Raw genomic sequence first — 17,896 nt, forward strand, 5'->3', positions numbered from 1 at the left:
ATGGAGACCATCGGCCCGTACCGGGTCGTCAGGCAGCTCGGCGAGGGGGGCCAGGGCGTGGTCTACCTGGCCACCGCCCCCGACGGCACCCCGGTCGCCGTCAAGGTGCTGCACGAGGGGCTGCCCGGTGACGGCCGGTTCGCCAAGGAGATCGCGGCCGCGCGGCGGGTGGAGCCCTTCTGCATCGCGCAGGTGCTGGACGCCTCGCTGGGCGCGCGGCCGTACATCGTGACCGAGTACGTCGAGGGCCCCTCGCTCCAGAAGGCGGGCCTCCACGCCGGGGCCGACCTGCAACGGCTGGCGGTCGCGACGGCCACCGCGCTGGCCGCCATCCACCGCGCGGGCGTCGTCCACCGGGACTTCAAGCCCGCCAACGTGCTGCTCGGACGGGACGGGCCGCGCGTCATCGACTTCGGCATCGCCCGGGCCATGGACGCCGCGCTGACCCGTACCAGCAGCATTGTGGGGACGCCCGCGTACATGGCGCCCGAGCAGTTCATGGGCGCCGCCGGCCCGGCCGTGGACGTGTTCGCGTGGGGGGCGGTGATCGTGTACGCGGCCACCGGCGCCCCGCCGTTCGGCAACGACTCCCTGCCCGCGGTGCTCAGGCGGATCCAGTACGAGGAGCCGCGCCTCGGCGGGGTCCCCGAGCCGCTGCGCTCGATCGTGTACGCCTGCCTCGCCAAGGAGCCCGCGGCCCGCCCGGCCATGCAGGACGTCCTCTTCCAGCTCATCGGCGGCCAGGCGCCCCCATCTCCAGGCGGACACGCGTACCACGCATCGCCGGGCGGTCCCGCACACGCGGCCTCCCCCGGCCACGGGCCGGCGCGCGCGCCATTTCCGGGCCACGGACCCGGGCACGCGGCATTCTCGGGCGGTCCGTCACCGGCGGGATTCCCCGGCCAGGGCGCCGGACCCGGGCATCCGCAGCCGCCTCCGGTCCACCACCGCCACGCCGGGCCCATCCGAGCGACCTCCCGCAACCAGCGCACACCGGCCCTCGTGGCCGGGGGGACCGCGGTCGTCGTGGCCGGTGCCGTGGCGGCAGCCTGGCTCTGGTCACCCATATGGCCCGGCCGGACCACCAACGCCACCATCGTCACAGCCCCGACCCCCACCCCCTCCGCCCCTGTCGCCGGGGCGACGAAGTCCGCCAGAACCTCCCACCCGACCTCCCAGCCCCGCCCTACCAAGACCTCGAAGACCCCGAAGGCCCCCAAGACCAGCGCAACCGCCCACCCCACGACGGAGCCCACCACCAAGCCCACGTCGCGGCCCACCACGAGACCCACGACCACCAAACCGACCGCGGCCAGCGGCGGCTCGGGGAACGTGACGTCGGTGACCTTCACCTACGAGGGCTTCAAGCTGGGCGACTGCTGGCGCAACGACACGAACATCTGGGCCAAGGTCGCGGCCACGGGCACCTACAGCTACCGGTGGCTCGTCAACGGTCAGAACCAGGGCAGGCAGCAGGGCACGCCTTCGTCGAAGCCCCTGCTTCCGTCCATCACGTGGAAGGGCGCCGGCACGTACAACATCGTCTTCGAGGTGGTCACCCCCAAGAGCTTCCGGAAGAGCGTCGCGGTGAAGATCTGCAGCAACAGCGAGAGCTGGGGCGAAGGTTGGTAGGGCCTGCCGGGCGAGCACTGGACGGTGTTTCCTATTCCGATACGGCTTGGACTGTCGGCGACATCCGGCATGCTTTTCAGGGATGGATGAGATCACTGGGGCCTTCGGGATCGACGCGTTCACCGTGGACGACCGGATGCGGTTGTTCCACTTCGTCGCGACCGAGAAACGCCACGAATACCTGTGGTTACTGCGTGCCCTCGACCGCGGCCGCGCCAACTACCAGGTGCTGCTGCACGCCTCCCGGGCTCGCGAGCTGCCGGTCGACGCGTTCGCCGCGAAGATCTCTGCCGGCAGGAACGACCAGCAGCAACTGCTCACCGACTCTGAGCGGCGCATCCTGGAGGATGCCCTGCAGACCAGGCTGGCCCAGCAGATCCACGAACCGCACCGTGGGCCCCGGTTGCGCGCCGCTGATCTGCACCGAGGGCGTGCCATCAGCAGCCTGCCACCGCCTGCTGGAAACGGCCGAAGGCGAGCTGGGATGGCGAGCCGACTTCGACTGGACCGGCCTTCGAACCGTCGAACGCGCGATCTCCCGCTACCAGGCGACCCCGTGGCGCATGTCATCAGCCGACTACGCCGCAGGACTTGCCGAAAGCGAATCCACCCCGCTGACCGGCCCGGCGGCACCGAGCCTCTGGGACCCCGGAACTCGCGTCTCTCATGGCGAGCCGGGGCCGGACGGTGATGGAAGAACGCCTGATCCCCGTCCTGCTTGGCGACCTGAACCGCGCATCCCCCTGAGACTGTGTCATGTCGCCGCACGTACGTCGCGGCTCATCCGGCCCGAACGCGCAGAAGCTCTACGCCACCGCGGGCGGCGGGTATCGGTGGATTTCCGCCCGATGACCCGTGGAGCCCGCGAACTTGGCGTCATCGGTGAGCAGCGGCACTCCCAGCAGTTCGGCGAGTGCCACGTACATGCCGTCGTGTGCCGTGAGATTGTTCCGGAGCTCCAGCACCCGGGGCTGCAGGGGCAGCATGGGGTGTCGCACGATCTTGAGCTGGCCATACCGCTCCAACATGACCCTGGCCCGTGCTTCGGAGATCCGCACCTCCGGCTTGCTGGTGATCACATGTCCGCGGACGACTGATGCGATCTCCACATCTATCAGCGCTGGAGCGTGCACTCTACGAGCCAGCCGTTGCCGGAGAAGGTCATCGCCTTTCACGTTCGCCAGCAGGCGGAAAACGATCGAAGCGTCCACGACCAAGCTCATCGGCGCCCCTCGCGCATCGTCTCCCGTACGAAATCAGGGTCATACGGCACTGGCTCGTCAGCCGCGATCCTGGTCATCACCTCGTCCAAGGTCGGGACGGACGCCTCCTCATTCAGCAGATCGCGCACATATGCCGCCAGCGACTTGCCCTCACGTTCGGCCCTGGTTTTCAGCGTCCGCTCGGTCTCTTCGGGAACATCTCGAACCTGTATAACTCCCATGCCTCCACATTAGCATGCAGATTGCATGCAAAGTCGAGCCCAGATGCCAGCGCGCGAGGAAGTCATCGGTCGGGATCTAATGGCCTCTTCCTGTGCCGACGCAAGGCGTGTAGCGGCTCTGTAGCCGCTTTGTAGGACCCGGGTTGATCGTTTACAGGCATGGGGGCAGCCCGAAAGCCCCCGATCCCGAACGAATAGGGAGAGTCCCATGGTCAAGACTGTTCGCCGGTACGCCAAGTACGCCATCAGCACGCTGTCGACCGCGGTGTTCATCCTCAACGGCTGACGCTCGTTGTCCCCCGGGCGCTCCGGGCCTGGGGGACGCACAGCTCCATCGCGACAGGAGGGCGAGGCGTGTTCGGCACAGCGGTGCGGCAACTGGGCTACGCGTGGTCGATGATGTCGGGCCGGCGGTTCCGGATCCGGGACGTCCGAGCCCTGGTGGAGGACACGCGGGCGACCATGGAGGCGTTCGGCTCGCCCGGAGAGGGCTCCGAGGACATGCTGGCCGCCGCCGATCCGGAGATCCAGGAAGACCTCACGAAGCGGCGCCTGCGCCGGACGATGAAGCATGCCAAAGCGGAGGTCCCGTACTACCGCCACCTCGAGGCGGACAACCTGGCCGACGTCCCGCCCACCCCGAAGCAGGCGCTGCGTGGCATGCCAGCGGCGTTCGTCTCCGAACTGGCCCATCCCGCCGTGCTCGCGCACACCACCGGCACGACCGGCAGCCCCACGCTCGTGTGGTTCTCCGCGTACGAGGTCGAGCTGATGTCGTACATGGCCGCGCTCGCCGCCATGTTGAACGGCGGCCTGCGCTCCGAGCATGTGTGGGCCAACGCCATCAGCTCCCGCTCCATCGCCCAGATCGTGGCCGAGCGGGCGGTGCCGATGACGGGCGCGGGATTCGTGCACCTCGGCATGATCGACCCGCGCGCCACCCTCGACCGCCTGGCCACTCCGCTGCACGTCCCCGGCAAGCAGCCCCTGATCACCCACCTGAACCTGACCGCCTCCTACCTCGCCGCGCTGGTCCAGGAGGCCGAGCGCGGCGGCTGGAGCCCGCGCGACTTCGGGCTGGTCGAGATCACGTCCGGCGGCGAGGTGCTCACGGACGCGCTGCGCCTGCGCGCCGAGGAGGCGCTGGGGGCCAAGGTCTTCGACGGCTACTCCATGACCGAGGTCGCGCCCGTCGCCGGGCGGGTATGCGACGACGGCCACCTGCATCTCCCCACGGATCAGGGCCTGATCGAGGTGCTCGACCCGGTCACCATGGAGCCCGCCGGGCCGGACGCGCCCGGCATGCTGGTCATCACCCCGTACTCCACCTTCCGTGACACCACGCTGCTGCTCCGGTACGTCACCGGCGACCTGGTCAGAACGCTGCCCGAGCCGCCCACGTGCGCGATGGCGGCGATCCCGGCGACCTCCCGCGTCCTGGGCCGCGCCGTCGATGCCGAGGTGTCCACCCGTGACGTGCTGGACCTGCTGCAGGCCGAGCCCGCGCTGCCGCTGCCGACCAGGTTCGCGATCGAAGACGGAGTCCTGCACGTGGTGTCGGGTAAGGACGATCCGGCGCTGCTCGGCCGGCTGGAGGAGCGCGCCGGGGCACTGAAGATCAAGGGCATCAGGCTGATCGAGACCCCCGACGACCTTCCGCACCCCTGCCACGTCCGGGCGGACCTGATCGAGCAGAGCTTCGAGCACGCCGCTCCCCTCTCGATCGGAGTCCGATGACCGCGCACGTCCTGGGCCTGAACGCGCTCATCGCGCTGACGGTCGCACTGGCGGCCCTCTTCCTGTCGCGGTACGAGATCCCGCGCCCGCCGGTCGGCAAGTTCGTCGGGTCCGACATCGCGATCATGATCGTGGCGCTGGTGGCGATGCCGTTCGCGTACCTGCACATCCCCGTCGGCATCGTCGTGACGGTCTTCGGCATCGTGGTGTTCACGATCGCGCAGCTCACGCTGGCACCGGTGCTCGGCGGCCGGACGGCGGCGATCGCGGCGCTGCTGCTGTGCGGCGGTGACGTGGCCGCGTACTTCGCCGGATGGGAGCCGGGCGTCCTCGTGCTGAACGACGTGGCCGTGATCGTGCTGGTCGTCGGCGTGGTCAACCTCTGGGTGCAGACGGCGATCAGCCCGGCCCAGGTGGCCGCCCTGGCCGCGGCCCTGACCTGCTACGACACGCTCGCCACCGGGCTCAGCTCACTCACGATGGACTTCGTCGCGCGGCTCGACGGGCTGCCGTTCGCGCCCGTGCTGGCCACCCGTTACGGCTCCGACCCCTCGATCGTCGGGCTGGGCGACTGCCTCATGCTCGCGCTGTGGCCGCTCGTGGCATACAAGCGGTACGGCAGGCGGGCCGGATGGACGGCGGCCGGGATCGACGCCGCGCTGCTGATCGTGGTGGCCACGGCCATCCTGTCCGGGAGTGGCGCGGTGCCGCTGCTGACCACGCTCGGCCCGCTCATCGTCGTGCAGTGGCTCTTCTGGCGCAGGCTGCCCACCCCGGCGCCGTCGCGCCCGCAGGTGGAACAGGCCCTCGGCGACACGATCCCCGAGGGCGTGTGGGTGGCGCTGACCGACGGCCGGATCGTCGGCGAGGGGCCGACGCCGGGCCGGGCGAGGCAGGCGGCGCGGCGGTCCGGCGTGGCGGAAGTGCCCGTGATCAGGCATCAGCCGGCCAGGTAGGCCTCGACTTGCACGCTCTCAGGTCCGCTCTCGAACAGCTCGATCGACTCGCGCCAGACCGCGGTCGCGCGCTCGCGCTCCCCCAGCTCGGCATGCGCGCGCCCGAGCTCCCTCAGTACGCGGGCCCGCCACACCGGCGGCCCGTCGGGCCCGAGCCCATCACGCGCGATGGCCAGCAGGTCGAGCGCCTCCGATGCGCGCCCCTGCCGCAGCCGCACCTCGCCCAGCGCGTACGTGGCCAGCGCCTCCCCCAGCCCGTCCCCGCACTCGCGGAACAGCGACCGCGCCCGGACCAGCGCATCGACGGCCTCGTCGAACCGGCCGAGCGCGCCCAGCGCCTCGCCGAGCCTGCGCAGCACCTTGCTCGCCGAAACACGATTCCCGATGACCTCGTTGATCAGCAGGCTTTCCTGGTAGCACCGCACCGCCTCGGCCACCTCGCCGCGCAGGTAGCAGGCGGTGCCCAGAGCCCGCAGCAGGTCGCCGCGCGCCCGCGGGTCGTCTCCGGCCTTGGCCAGCCGTTCCTGGCAGAGCCGCACCGACTCGCCGTACCGGCCGAGCTCCATGTGGATCCAGATCGGCCACGTCCAGGCGTAGTCGAGCCCGCCCGTGTCGCCCAGTTCCTCCAGCATGGCGATGGCCCGGTACGCGTCGTCCAGCCCCTCCTCCCACAGCCCGGCCCCGTGGTGGCACGCGGACCGGTTGATCAGCGCGTACGCGGCCCCATGCGAGTCCCCGATCCTCAGAAATTCCCCATGCAACCGGCCGAAGTGCGCCCCCGCCATCCCGTAGGCCCCGCGCGACAGCGACGCCCCCGCCAGGATCAGCTCGGCCCGCAGCGCGGTCCGCTCGCTGGGCGCCGCCGCGATCACGACCTGCTGCACCCGCTCGACGTCGTCCAGAAACCCCTCGAGGTTCAGGTACGCGGACAGATGGTGCGCCAGCTCGGCCGCCTCTTCCGCCATCCCCAGCTCGACGGCCGCCGACACGCTGTGGATGAGCGTCCTGCGCTCCGCGGCCAGCCACGCGATGCCCAATCCCTCGGAAGACTCCGACTGCGGATACGGCGGCGCGGTCGGAATGGGCAGGTCGCGGGTCGCCGCCCTGATCCGGCGTAAGCACTCCAGCACGTGCCTGGTCAGCGCCGCCCGCTGCTCCTCTGGAGCGTCCTCGGCCTGGGCGCGTTCGCCGGCGTAGACCCGTAACAGATCGTGCAGCCGGTAGCGCGGCTGGCCCGCCCCGTCGACCTCGCCCGCGTCGAGCATTCCCCTGGCGACCAGGGTCTCCAGGGCCTCGTCGGCGTCGAGTGCCGGCACGCCGAGCAGCGCCGCCGCCGACCACTCGGCGATGCTTCCCAGATCCGCCAGCCCGAGCAGCCTGAACGCCCGCCGCGCCGGCTCCGGCAGGGCCGCGTAGCTCTCCGAGAACGTGCCGCGCACGTCAAGCCCGCCCACGACCAGCTCGTCGAGCCGCCGGCCCTCGAGCCTGCTCGCGAACTCGCGTACCGGCCAGGAAGGACGGATCGCCAGCCGCGCGCCCGCCACCCTGATCGCCAGCGGCAACATCCCGCACGCCAGCAAGATGGCCTCCGCGGCCTCCGGCGCCGCCCCGAGCCGGACGCCGCCCGCCACCCGCTCGAGCAGCAGCCGGGCGTCGTCCTCTCCCGGGAGGTCCAGTGGCAGGCGGGTGGCCCCCTCCAGGACGGGCATCCGCGACCTGGACGTCACCAGCACGCAGCACCGCGCCGTGCCCGGCAGCAGGTGACGCACCTGCGTCTCGTCCTGGGCGTCGTCGAGCACGATGAGCACTGCCAGGTCGGCCAGGCGCTGCCTGAGCAGCCCGGCCCGCTCCTCCAGCGGCTCGGGGATCAACGTACCGTCCACGCCCAGAGACCTGAGCAGCTCGCCCAGCAGGTCGCCAGGGCGTCTCGCCCCGGCCGCGTCGCGGCCCAGCCGCAGGAAGACCTGGCCGTCGGGGTAGTCGGGACGTAACAGGTGCGCCGCGTGCACGGCGAGCGTGGTCTTGCCCACCCCCGGCAGTCCCGAGACGACCACGATGGGCGGCGACATCCGGTCCGCCCTGGCCCGCGCCGCCGTCAGCAGCACATCGAGCTCGGCCTGCCTGCCCACGAAGTCGGAGGTGTCGGCGGGGAGCCGGCACAGCGGCGCGCGGAAGGCGGAGGCGCTCTGCCCGGTGGCCGGCCCAGTGATCGGCCCAGTGATCGGCCCAGTGATCGGCGCGGGGTCGCCGGCGAGCAGGGCGGCGTGCAGGTCGGCCAGCTCGCGGCCCGGCTCGAGGCCCAGCTCCGTGCGGAGCACCGCGCGGGCCTGGCGGAAGGCGTCCAGCGCCTCGCTGCGCCGACCGGTCCTGTGCAGGGCCAGCATGAGCTGTGCCCACAGCCGCTCGCGCAGCGGGTGGGCGGCGACCAGCGTGCGCAGCTCGGCCACCAGGTCTTCCCCGCCGAGCTCCAGCCGCACGTCGATCCACTCGGACCTGGCCATGAGGAGCTGCTCCTCCAGCTCGGCGATCCTGGGCGCCATCGCGTTGCCGAGCCGGGCGTCCTCCGCGGGGCTGCCCCGCCACAGGGACACCGCCGCCTCGTAGGCCCGCGCCGCGCTCTGGCGCTCGCCGGCCTGCCTCGCGCGCCGCGCCCGCCGTACGGAGTCCTCGAACGCGAGCAGGTCGAGCCGGTCGGGCGTCAGCTCGCACGTGTACCCGAAAGGCTCCGTGTGCAGGTGGAGCGCGGTGCCGCGCATGGTGCGGCGCAGCTGGGAGACGTACGTCTGGATGTTGGCCACCGCCGAGCGCGGCGGGTCGTCCCAGACGGCGGCGACCAGGCGTTCGGTGGAGACGGCGACATTGGGATGGAGGAGCAGGGCGCTGAGCACGCCCCGCTGCTTGGCGCTCAGCCGGACAGACCCTTCCGCGCCACGCACGCGCAGGGGTCCCAGAACCGCGAAATCCACTGTGGCATCTCCCCGAAGCCGTCCGGACCCACGAGGCAGTACATCCCTTGCCGAACGTTTTGGCAACCGTCGACCTTGGCCCGTCTAGTTTGATGACATGGGATATCTGCCGATCGGCGAACACGGGCTGATCGGTGACCTGCGGACGGTCGCCCTCGTCGGCACGGACGGCACGATCGACTGGTACTGCTGTCCGCGCTTCGACGCGCCCAGCGTGTTCGCCTCGATCCTCGACGACGAGCGGGGCGGGTCGTTCGAACTGGCCGCCGACCTGCCCGTGCGGACCACCCAGTTCTACGTCCCCGACACGAACGTGCTGGTCACCCGGTTCTTCACCGACGAGGGCGTGGCCGAGGTCCAGGACTTCATGCCGATCGTCGAGGAGGAGTCGCGCGAGGCCGACCGGCACCGGCTGATCAGGCGGGTGCTGTGCGTGCGCGGCGCGCTGCCGTTCCGCGTGCTGGTGGCGCCCCGGTTCGACTACGGCTCCGAGCCGCACACCGTGCACATGATCGACGGTCAGGCCGTGTTCGAGTCGTCCGCGTATTCGCTGACGCTGACCGCCACCGTTCCTCTGGAGAGCGACGGGCGGGACGTCCGGGCGCGGTTCAAGCTCAGCGAGGGTGAACAGGCCGTCTTCGCCCTCGACCGGGCGGCCGAGGGAATCGTGCGCAGATCGTGCGCGCTTTTCGAGGCCGAGAAGGCGTACGGCGACACCGTGCGGTACTGGCGGCACTGGTTGTCCGCCTCCCGCTACCGCGGCCGCTGGCGGGAGATGGTGCACCGCTCCGCGCTGACGCTGAAGCTGCTCACGTACGCGCCGACCGGCGGCATCGTCGCGGCCGCCACCACGAGCCTGCCGGAGCAGATCGGCGGCGGGCGCAACTGGGACTACCGCTACGTGTGGGTACGCGACGCGGCCTTCTGCGTGTACGCCCTGCTCAGGCTGGGCTTCACCGAGGAGGCCGAGGCGTTCATGAGCTTCCTGTCGAAGCACGCCACGCCCGGCGGCGTCCAGCCGTCGGGCCCGCTCCAGATCATGTACGGCATCGACGGCCGCACCGAGTTCCCCGAGCGCGAGCTCACCCACCTGAAGGGCTACCGCGGATCCGCCCCGGTGCGCGTGGGCAACGCCGCCGCAGGCCAGCTCCAGTTGGACATCTACGGCGCACTCATCGACTCCATCTACCTGTACAACAAGTGGGGCCAGCCCATCTCCAGCGAGCGCTGGGACGAGCTGTGCGTGCTGGTCGAGTGGATCTGCGACAACTGGGACCAGCCGGACGAGGGCATCTGGGAGACCCGCGGCGGCCGCAAGAACTTCGTCTACTCCCGGCTCATGTGCTGGGTGGCCGTGGAGCGCGCCATGCGCGTGGCCATCCACCGCGGGCTCCCGGCCGACGTGCCACGCTGGCGCGAGTCCCGCGACGCGATCTACCACCAGATCATGCGCGACGGCTGGTCGCCCACGCTGAACGCCTTCGTCCAGCACTTCAACGAGGACGTGCTGGACGCGTCGGTGCTGATGATGCCGCTGGCCAAGTTCGTCTCACCCACCGATCCCAAGTGGCTGTCCACGCTGGACGCCCTGGCCGAGGGGCTGGTCTCCGACACGCTGGTGTACCGCTACGACCCCGAGGTCAGCCCCGACGGGCTGCAGGGCGAGGAGGGCACGTTCTCGATCTGCACCTTCTGGTACGTCGAGGCGCTGACCAGGGCGGGCCGCTTGGAGGAGGCGCGCCGGGTTTTCGACAACATCCTCAGCTACGCCAACCATCTCGGGCTGTACGCCGAGCAGATCGGGCGCTCGGGCGAGCAGCTCGGCAACTTCCCCCAGGCGTTCACTCATCTGGCCCTGATCAGCGCCGCCTTCAACCTTGACCATGCCCTGGGCTGAAGCGTTCCATTTCCTTGATGAAGGCAGTGTGGGCATCGTTCACCTGGCGCTCCATGGCCTCGTACGCCGCCGGATCCACGGAGGTGCCCACGCCGGCCTCGCCCATCAGGTCGTGGATCTGCCGGGCGCAGTCGTCCTGCGCGCCGCTGACCGCGCGGAGCAGCTCGCCCGCCAGGTCCTGGCTGGCAAGGCGCATCACGCGCGGGTTGAGCTGGATCGAGTCGATCCGGCCCGAGCTGTCGGCCCCCACGACGACCATCCCGTCCGCCCCCGTGCCGGTGCCGCGGATGCTGTTGACCCGCTCCTGGAGGCCGGCGAGCCGCCGCAGCGCCTCATCCGCCTCCCGCGCGACTCGTTCCAGGTCTTCCGGACTGATACCACCCGGATCCAGCAACATACTCCCCCTATGTCGCAAATGTAACTTAGATCACTCCTGACTTGCCACAAAATACTAGATAGCCTCATGCTGCGTTAAGCCAGTGTTTCGGATCTTGCAAACTGCTGGCCAACGAGGGGAGAGGTTATGTCGCAGGACATCTATGTCACGTCCACAACGATCGCTTCCATCCAGAGCAACCTCAACGAATACGTCATCCCCGCCCTCGAACGGCTCAAGGGCTCCGTTGACAGCACCGGCGTACCCTGGCCGGGCTTCGGCAGCCTGGGCTTCATCCTGGTCGGCAAGTACGACGACGTCCGGCACGACGTCAAGGGCTATGCCGACGACGCCATCGAGACCATCCACAACTGGATCGACGCCCTGGAGACGATCAAGAAGAACTGGCGGGCGGCGGAAGACGCCAGCACCGTCGTCTACCAGTGAGGACCTGACTCATGCCCTATGCGATGCTGCACGCGAAAGCGGCGATGGACGAGCTCAAGGTGGCCGCCAGGTCGGCCCCGGCCATCATGATCGGCGTCACCATCGCCGCGACCGCGCTGGCGAACGTCCCCGGCATGGGCGACGCCAAGGCCAACTGGAACTCCCTGGCCAAGGCCCTGGAGGTCGAATACCCGAACGCCATCGGCAACGCCGTCTTCCTGTCGAGGGCAGGCTGGATCGCCGACGACCGGGAGCAGTTCCTCAACGCCGTCGCCACGTTCAGCGGCGACCTGCAGAAGCTCAGCGGCCTCTGCTACAACATGGAGTCGCAGGTCGACCAGGTGCGCGACCGCTACGCGCTCTACTGGATGGAGATCGGCGTCCTGGCGGCCACCATCATGGCCTACATCCTCGCCGCCCAGGCCATGAAGCTCACGCCGTATCTGCGCGCGTACGGCGAGATCCTGCTCAACCGGCTGAGCGCGCTGACCAACGCCATGATCGCCCAGAAGACCAAGGTCCTGGTCGGCTTCCTGGGCGCGGCGGGCGCCACGCTCGCGACCAGTTCGCAGTCGCTCGGGCAGCTCTTCAACATCCAGCCCACCGAGGGCACCAAGATCGACTTTCAGCGCGCCGTCATCCCGGTCACGCCGCCCACCCAGTGGATCGCGCCCAAGAAGGAGAAGGCGACCACCGCGCAACCCGAAAAGCCCGAAAAGCCCCGCTAACTGGAGGTCATAGCCGGCATGCCGAGCAGAGTCCTGGGTGTTCTCGTAGCGGCCACTCTGTTCTCCCCGGCCGGGGCGCCCTTATCCTGGGCGTCCCCATCCGGGAAGACCGTCGTCTACGTGTCCCAGGAGGGCAGAGCGGGCGCCGCCGGCACGCAGAAGGATCCGTTCGCGACCGTCGAGCAGGCCCGCGACGCGCTCGCGGGCCGGACGAGCGCCCGCGATCCCGGCGTCGTCTACATCAGGGGCGGCGTGTACCAGACCTCCAAGACCATCCAGCTCAGCGGCGAACGGGACTCCTACGTCACCTACGCCGCCTACCCCGGCGAACAGGTCGAGTTCGCCGGGGTGACCACGCTCAAACCGGAGAAGTTCCGCAGACTGAGTGACGTGCCCGCGGGCGAGGCCAAGTGGTCGTCGAGTTCGCGGGTCCCGGACGCGGTGCACGACAAGGTCTACGTCTACGACCTGGGCGCCGAGGGCATCCCCGCCGGGCAGATCAACAAGAACGGGTTCAACTGGAAGCCGCAGCCGTACGCGCCCGAGTTGATCACCGACGACGCGGCGCAGACGCCGGCGCAGTACCCGAACGGCGGCGAGAAACTGGACCGCGCCGACCTCACCGTCAAGGTGGCGCCCAAGGGCGCCCGCGACTACTTCTCGGACAAGACCGCCGACGGCATCACCATGCCCTACGCGGACATGCTCAAGCTGCCCGGTCCCGTCTACACCACCGTCGACCCCGCGCTCAAGGACCACTCCGCCACGTGGGCCCCGCCCGACGGGACCCCCGACAACACGAAGTACGAGACCGACGGCTGGCTGTCCGGCTACTTCGGCAACAACTACGCCAACGACCGCGTGCGCATCGACTCCGTCAACGGGGACGAGCTCAAGACCCGCTACCCCACGATGTACGCCGCCACGGACAAGTGGACGTCGTTCGTCGCCCAGAACGTGCTGAGCGAGCTGGACACCGAGGGCGAGTACTACATCGACCGCTGGAACGGCGGCAACACCCTCTACTACTACCCACCCGGCGGGACGGTCGAGGGCAAGCACATCAGCCTCACCTCCTTCGACGCGCCGTTCTTCACGCTGGAGAACGTGAAGGGCGTGACGCTCAAGGGGCTGAAGCTGAACGGCACCACGGGCACCGGCGTCCGCCTGCTGGACGCGGAGTCGTGCACCATCGACGGCCTGGAGATCCTCAACGTCAGCATGGACGCGGTCGCGATCGGCGAGGCCAACGACGCGATCACGGCGATCGCGGAGTACCGCACGAGCCGGGGCGGGCACCGCAACAGGGTGATCAACAGCAGGCTGCACGACCTGGGCGGCGGCGGGGTGTTCACGGCCGGCGGGAACCGCGATTCACTGGAGCGCGGCGACCACGTGGTGGAGCACAACGAGATCTACGACTTCTCCAAGCTCGCCACCTACACCCCCGCGGGCTACATGTACGGCGTCGGCAACACCTTCCGCTACAACCATGTCCACGACGCGCCCCACATGGCCATCCAGATCATGGGCAACGACATGGAGGTCAGCCACAACAGGTTCGAGAACCTCGTGACGCACGCCTCGGACCAGGGGGTGATCTACGCGGGCCGCGACTACACGTACCTGAACAACGTGATCTCCTACAACCTCTTCAAGAACGTGGGCCGTGCCGGCAACCAGGCCGTCTACATGGACGACGGGATGTCGGGGATGGTGGTCCACCACAACGTCATCGACGGAGCACAGCACGGGCTGTTCTTCCAGTCGGGGCACAGCAACGTCGCGTACGACAACGTGTTCAAGGACGTGACGTACGTCGGGCACGACAAGCTCTACCACGAGGGCGGGCCGAAGTTGCCGGTGCCCAATTCCAAGGTCGTGGTCGAGCGTTTCAACGACATGCTCAAAATGGGTGACGGCACCGGATTCACCAACACGCGCCAGAACGTCGAGAAGTGGTACCGCCACTACGGCCGGCAGTACCCCAACATCCGGTCCTGGTACGTCCCCGCGGACTCGAGCGGGCAGATCTGCACCGCGATCGGCACCACGGAGTGCACCGAATCGTATGTGTGGAGCGACCCCGACTCCCTGTACGTGCCGTCCCACAACGTCCTGACCCGGTCGGTGAGCATCGCCTCCGGCGACTTCGCCTACACCGACGACGCCGGTGGCCTGAGCGTCAAGACGTTCAACCCGGACTTCGACTCGTACGACGTCAAGAAGGAGACCGCCGCCGAATTCGCCTTCGATCCGGGCACGGGCAAGTTCGACGCGGCCACCACGCCGCTCAACACCGCTGAAGGATTCGGCCGGAAATGGGTAAAGGACTGGAACACGCACTTCACCTTGGAGGGCATCGGACCGGCGTGACGAGAAACACGGGCCTTGTGGTGGCGGCGGCGGGCTGCGTGCTGGCCGCCCCTGTAGTCGTCTGGTGGCTGCTGGGAGATCTGAGCGCGGCGGCCCCACCGGGCACCGAGCTCGACCATGCGGTCCGCCCGCCGGCCATCGATCCGTGGGCCGAGCGCGCCGCCGGCATCGCGGCGGCGCTGGTGGCGGCCGGCACGCTGGCCCTGCTCGTGCGGGCCTCCCGGCGCCGCCGGTTCGATCGCCGCTGGTGGGCGGCGCTCCTGCCGGCGCTGGCCGCGGGCGCCATCGCGGGAGCCGGTTGGCGGGTGGTGACCGCGGGGACGCTCGGCGCCAACATCGGCGCCGGGCTGACGATCCTCCTGGGCGGCCCTCTCGTGGCTCTGCTCCTGCTGTGGGCACTCGGCTGGTCGATCCGCCTCCTGGTGGCCGGCCGCTGACTTCGACCACTGACAGAAAATCGGCTGCTTGTAAACATCCATCCTGTGCGAAGCCTTCCCCCGGAATTGAGCAAGATCTGCTTCTGCATTCCCAGCCGTTTCGGGTCATCGTGAGGACGTCCCTCCCCTCGGCTTAGGAGCCAGGTCCTCATGGCCAGACGATCCCGCGCCGCACTCACCTCCGTCGTCCTCTCCCTGATCACCGTGCTCGGCTTCGCGTTACCGGCGCACGCGGTGACCCTGCAGCAGAAACTCGCCGCGCTCTCCGGATTCACCCAGCCCACCACCGCCAGCGCCGGCTCCTGGCGGGCCGCCTGGGAGAACCAGGCGGCGTGGGCCGACTACGCCTTCGACTGGTCGACCGACCTCTGCTCGAGCAGCCCCGACCAGCCGCTCGGGTTCGATTTCAGGATGCCCTGCAGGCGGCACGACTTCGGCTACCGCAACTACAAGGACGTGAGCCAGTTCCCGGCGAACAAGTCACGCATCGATGACTCGTTCTACTTCGACATGAAGCAGGTGTGCTCCAAGTACTCGGGGGTCTCCAAGTCCACCTGCAACGGCCTCGCCTGGACGTACTACCAGGCGGTCAAGGAGTTCGGAAGCCTCGTCGTCACTGACGAGCAGATCCAGCAGGTGCAGCGGCAGGCGGAACTGGACGCCCAGAACGCCGAGAGCGCCGACGCCTGAAACAGGCCGGGCGGGGATGCCGTCGCATCCCCGCCCGCCAACCGCCGCGGGCCGAAGGGCCGTCGGACGCCCGGGCGCGGCCCTGCGGCCCCAGCCGGCCTCGGCCTGTACCGCCGTCCAGAGACCGCGGTGCCGGTCGGCCCCTGACAGGCAGGGGTGCAGGCGGTGTCGAACTTGAGCAGGTCGTCGTGCAGTGGTCCTCGTAAGAGGGTTGACCAGCGGGTCGGCGGCGCCGGCGAGGACCTGGGCCCGGCTGCGGCCGCACCGGAGTCTCCAAGAACCGAGAAACCCCAGTTCAGCACGCTGAGCTGGGGTTTTCATACAGTGCGCCGCCAGGGACTCGAACCCCGGACCCGCTGATTAAGAGTCGCTAGCTTTCATGTCAGGCGATGCCTGCATGCACTTCCTTGTACCGCTCGGTTCGGTTTTGCCGCTTTCGAAATGTCCCAGAATGCCGTCGCGTGTTCGTGCGTACCGATGGCCGAAGAGCAACCACCGAGCAACCGGCCGGACGATTGCACGGCCTTGACCCTGCGATTTGGTCGGATGAGCGGCCTTTGGCCAACTAGATTCTGAAGCAGTGTGGAGTTCAGGGACGCAGTCACGGCGGGCACCGAACATGCCCCGGGAATCTTGGAGGCTCCGATTCCGTAGGCATTCAGTAGCCTCGATCTTGCTGGCGTGAGGGCTGTCCGCGAGGTGCGATGATCTTTGGCTGCCGAAGACCCCGGAGCGCCGTCCGTCGTATGACGAGCTGGCATCGCTGGTGGTCCGGCAGATGGCCACGATCGAGGCTCAGCGCGAGACGATCGCGAAGCTGGAAGCAACGGTGGAGCGGCTGAGCGCCCGGGTCGCCGAGCTGGAACGTCGGCAGAACCGCAATTCGGGGAACTCCTCGTTACCGCCGTCCAGCGACACCTTCGTCCGTCCGGGGAAGCAGCCGCCGGTCAAGAGCGGGCGGACACGGGGGCGCCAGCCCGGCGCTGCGGGCAACGGCCTGGCCATGGCCGAGGTCGCCGACGAGGTCGAGGATTACCTCCCGGCGGCCTGCGGCGGATGCGGGAAGCAGCTGTCGGCCACCGACAGCGTCGGCTACTCGCGCCGCCAGGTCCGCGACATTCCCCTGGTCACCGTGACGGTGACCGAGCACCGGGCGCATCGCTGCCGGTGCGGCGGGTGCGGCGCTGTCACCGGTGCGGACATGCCCGAGCAGGTGGCTGGTGCGCCGTCGTCGTACGGGCCGAACCTGCGCGCACTCGCCGCCTATCTGCTGGTGTTCCAGCACGTGCCGGTGGAGCGCTGCGCCCAGCTGATCGCCGACGTCACCGGAGCCCGGGTCTCGCCCGGCTGGGTGTCGTCGATCCTGGCCGAGGCCGCCACGCTGGTCGCCGGCAGCATCAAGGTGATCCGCGCGCTGCCGACCCTCACGCATGTGCTGCACGTCGATGAGACCACCACCCGGATCGGGGCGGCGCGCCGCTGGCTGCACGTGGCCTGCACCACCACCCTGACCCTGCTCGGCCTGGGCGAACGCTCCCGCCAGGGCGGCAACTCCCTCGGCATCCTGCCCGAGTTCCGCGGGGTGCTGGTGCACGACTCGCTGTCGCTGTATGACGGCTACCCGCACGCTCGTCACCAACTGTGCGGAGCACATCTGGTCAGGGAGCTGACCGCGGCGGCCGAGGATCATCCCGGTCAGCGGTGGCCGGCGCAGATCCGGTGGGCGCTGGCCGAGTTGAACAAGCAGGCCATCAAGGCCCGCGAGAAGGGACTGGCCGAGATCCCGCCCGAGCGGGCGCGGATCTACCTCGAATCCTTCCATCACGGGATCGCGGTCGGGCTGTCGCTGCATCCCCGCGCCCCTGGGCGGAAACAGTCCCCGGCCCGTAACCTGCTGGAACGCCTGCGGGACCGGGCTGATGAGGTGCTGCGCTTCGCCGACTTCCCCGGCTGGGTGCCGTTCACAAACAACACCGGGGAGCGCGCGCTGCGCCCGGTCAAGACCCAGGTGAAAATCTCCGGCTGCCATCAATCCGAAGACGGTGCCGCGCACTGGCTGACCGTCCGTTCCTACCTCGACAGCGCCCGCAAACACGGGCTGAGCGCCTTCGAGGCGATCCACCGCGCCTTCACCGGCAACCTCTGGATGCCACCGATCGCACTCGACGCCTGATCAGCACCTATCACCCAGCGTCACAGAACCTTCTGAT

15 protein-coding genes and 1 pseudogene are annotated in these 17,896 nt (G+C 69.3%); 11 read left to right on the forward strand and 5 right to left on the reverse strand.

The window, feature by feature from the left end:
- A complete protein-coding gene (locus ACQPWU_RS49570) occupies window positions 1-1,632 on the forward strand; it encodes a serine/threonine protein kinase (protein WP_433445499.1) in 1,632 nt (543 codons plus the stop codon).
- A gap of 187 nt (window positions 1,633-1,819) precedes the next feature.
- Here the strand turns inward: ACQPWU_RS49570 and ACQPWU_RS49575 are convergent, their stop codons facing one another.
- Window positions 1,820-2,014 carry a hypothetical protein gene (locus tag ACQPWU_RS49575; protein ID WP_433433377.1) on the reverse strand — a complete coding sequence of 65 codons (195 nt, stop codon included), beginning with the start codon at window positions 2,012-2,014 and terminating at the stop codon, window positions 1,820-1,822.
- On the opposite strand from ACQPWU_RS49575, the pseudogene ACQPWU_RS49580 reads away from it, so the two are divergent.
- Window positions 1,980-2,228 (forward strand): annotated as a pseudogene (locus ACQPWU_RS49580) (DUF2399 domain-containing protein); the annotation flags it as partial. The gene ACQPWU_RS49575 and the pseudogene ACQPWU_RS49580 overlap by 35 nt on opposite strands.
- Window positions 2,229-2,438: 210 nt before the next feature.
- Here the strand turns inward: ACQPWU_RS49580 and ACQPWU_RS49585 are convergent.
- Together ACQPWU_RS49585 and ACQPWU_RS49590 are read right to left on the reverse strand one after the other, a co-directional pair.
- Window positions 2,439-2,855, reverse strand: a complete 417-nt coding sequence (locus ACQPWU_RS49585) for a type II toxin-antitoxin system VapC family toxin (protein WP_433433379.1) — start codon at window positions 2,853-2,855, stop codon at window positions 2,439-2,441.
- On the reverse strand, window positions 2,852-3,076 hold the full coding sequence (locus ACQPWU_RS49590) for a FitA-like ribbon-helix-helix domain-containing protein (RefSeq protein WP_433433380.1): 225 nt from the start codon (window positions 3,074-3,076) through the stop codon (window positions 2,852-2,854). Before ACQPWU_RS49590 ends, ACQPWU_RS49585 begins: the two co-directional genes overlap by 4 nt.
- Window positions 3,077-3,430: 354 nt before the next feature.
- Between ACQPWU_RS49590 and ACQPWU_RS49595 the strand changes: the two genes are divergently transcribed.
- Window positions 3,431-4,813 carry a phenylacetate--CoA ligase family protein gene (locus ACQPWU_RS49595; RefSeq protein WP_433433382.1) on the forward strand — a complete coding sequence of 461 codons (1,383 nt, stop codon included), beginning with the start codon at window positions 3,431-3,433 and terminating at the stop codon, window positions 4,811-4,813.
- Complete coding sequence (locus tag ACQPWU_RS49600) at window positions 4,810-5,769, forward strand: hypothetical protein (RefSeq protein WP_433433383.1); 960 nt, start codon at window positions 4,810-4,812, stop codon at window positions 5,767-5,769. The genes ACQPWU_RS49595 and ACQPWU_RS49600 overlap by 4 nt, the downstream gene beginning before the upstream one ends.
- Here the strand turns inward: ACQPWU_RS49600 and ACQPWU_RS49605 are convergent.
- Window positions 5,754-8,735, reverse strand: coding sequence for an AfsR/SARP family transcriptional regulator (locus ACQPWU_RS49605; RefSeq protein ID WP_433433385.1), 2,982 nt, complete (start codon window positions 8,733-8,735; stop codon window positions 5,754-5,756). The two genes, ACQPWU_RS49600 and ACQPWU_RS49605, sit on opposite strands and share 16 nt — an antisense overlap.
- Window positions 8,736-8,832: 97 nt before the next feature.
- On the opposite strand from ACQPWU_RS49605, the gene ACQPWU_RS49610 reads away from it, so the two are divergent.
- The gene (locus ACQPWU_RS49610; protein WP_433433387.1) at window positions 8,833-10,632 is read left to right on the forward strand and encodes a glycoside hydrolase family 15 protein; all 1,800 of its coding nucleotides are present in this window, start codon (window positions 8,833-8,835) and stop codon (window positions 10,630-10,632) included.
- On the opposite strand, the gene ACQPWU_RS49615 is transcribed toward ACQPWU_RS49610, so the two are convergent.
- Window positions 10,607-11,029, reverse strand: coding sequence for a YbaB/EbfC family nucleoid-associated protein (locus ACQPWU_RS49615; protein WP_433433389.1), 423 nt, complete (start codon window positions 11,027-11,029; stop codon window positions 10,607-10,609). The two genes, ACQPWU_RS49610 and ACQPWU_RS49615, sit on opposite strands and share 26 nt — an antisense overlap.
- A 126-nt stretch (window positions 11,030-11,155) precedes the next feature.
- Between ACQPWU_RS49615 and ACQPWU_RS49620 the strand changes: the two genes are divergently transcribed.
- From ACQPWU_RS49620 to tnpC, 6 genes are all read left to right on the forward strand, one after another.
- Window positions 11,156-11,455 (forward strand): hypothetical protein, encoded by a 300-nt coding sequence (locus ACQPWU_RS49620; protein ID WP_360702176.1) that lies wholly within the window; start codon window positions 11,156-11,158, stop codon window positions 11,453-11,455.
- Window positions 11,456-11,466: 11 nt separating this feature from the next.
- On the forward strand, window positions 11,467-12,183 hold the full coding sequence (locus ACQPWU_RS49625) for a hypothetical protein (protein ID WP_433433391.1): 717 nt from the start codon (window positions 11,467-11,469) through the stop codon (window positions 12,181-12,183).
- A gap of 18 nt (window positions 12,184-12,201) precedes the next feature.
- The gene (locus ACQPWU_RS49630) at window positions 12,202-14,559 is read left to right on the forward strand and encodes a right-handed parallel beta-helix repeat-containing protein (RefSeq protein ID WP_433433393.1); all 2,358 of its coding nucleotides are present in this window, start codon (window positions 12,202-12,204) and stop codon (window positions 14,557-14,559) included.
- The gene (locus ACQPWU_RS49635; protein ID WP_433433394.1) at window positions 14,556-14,996 is read left to right on the forward strand and encodes a hypothetical protein; all 441 of its coding nucleotides are present in this window, start codon (window positions 14,556-14,558) and stop codon (window positions 14,994-14,996) included. The genes ACQPWU_RS49630 and ACQPWU_RS49635 overlap by 4 nt, the downstream gene beginning before the upstream one ends.
- 150 nt (window positions 14,997-15,146) lie before the next feature.
- Window positions 15,147-15,686, forward strand: a complete 540-nt coding sequence (locus ACQPWU_RS49640; RefSeq protein ID WP_433433396.1) for a phospholipase — start codon at window positions 15,147-15,149, stop codon at window positions 15,684-15,686.
- Between the two features lie 778 nt (window positions 15,687-16,464).
- Window positions 16,465-17,859 carry an IS66 family transposase gene (gene tnpC, locus ACQPWU_RS49645; protein WP_433433398.1) on the forward strand — a complete coding sequence of 465 codons (1,395 nt, stop codon included), beginning with the start codon at window positions 16,465-16,467 and terminating at the stop codon, window positions 17,857-17,859.
- Window positions 17,860-17,896 lie beyond the last annotated feature (37 nt).

Origin of the sequence: Nonomuraea sp. CA-141351, from assembly GCF_050944675.1 — a bacterium.
Taxonomy (GTDB): Bacteria; Actinomycetota; Actinomycetes; order Streptosporangiales; family Streptosporangiaceae; genus Nonomuraea.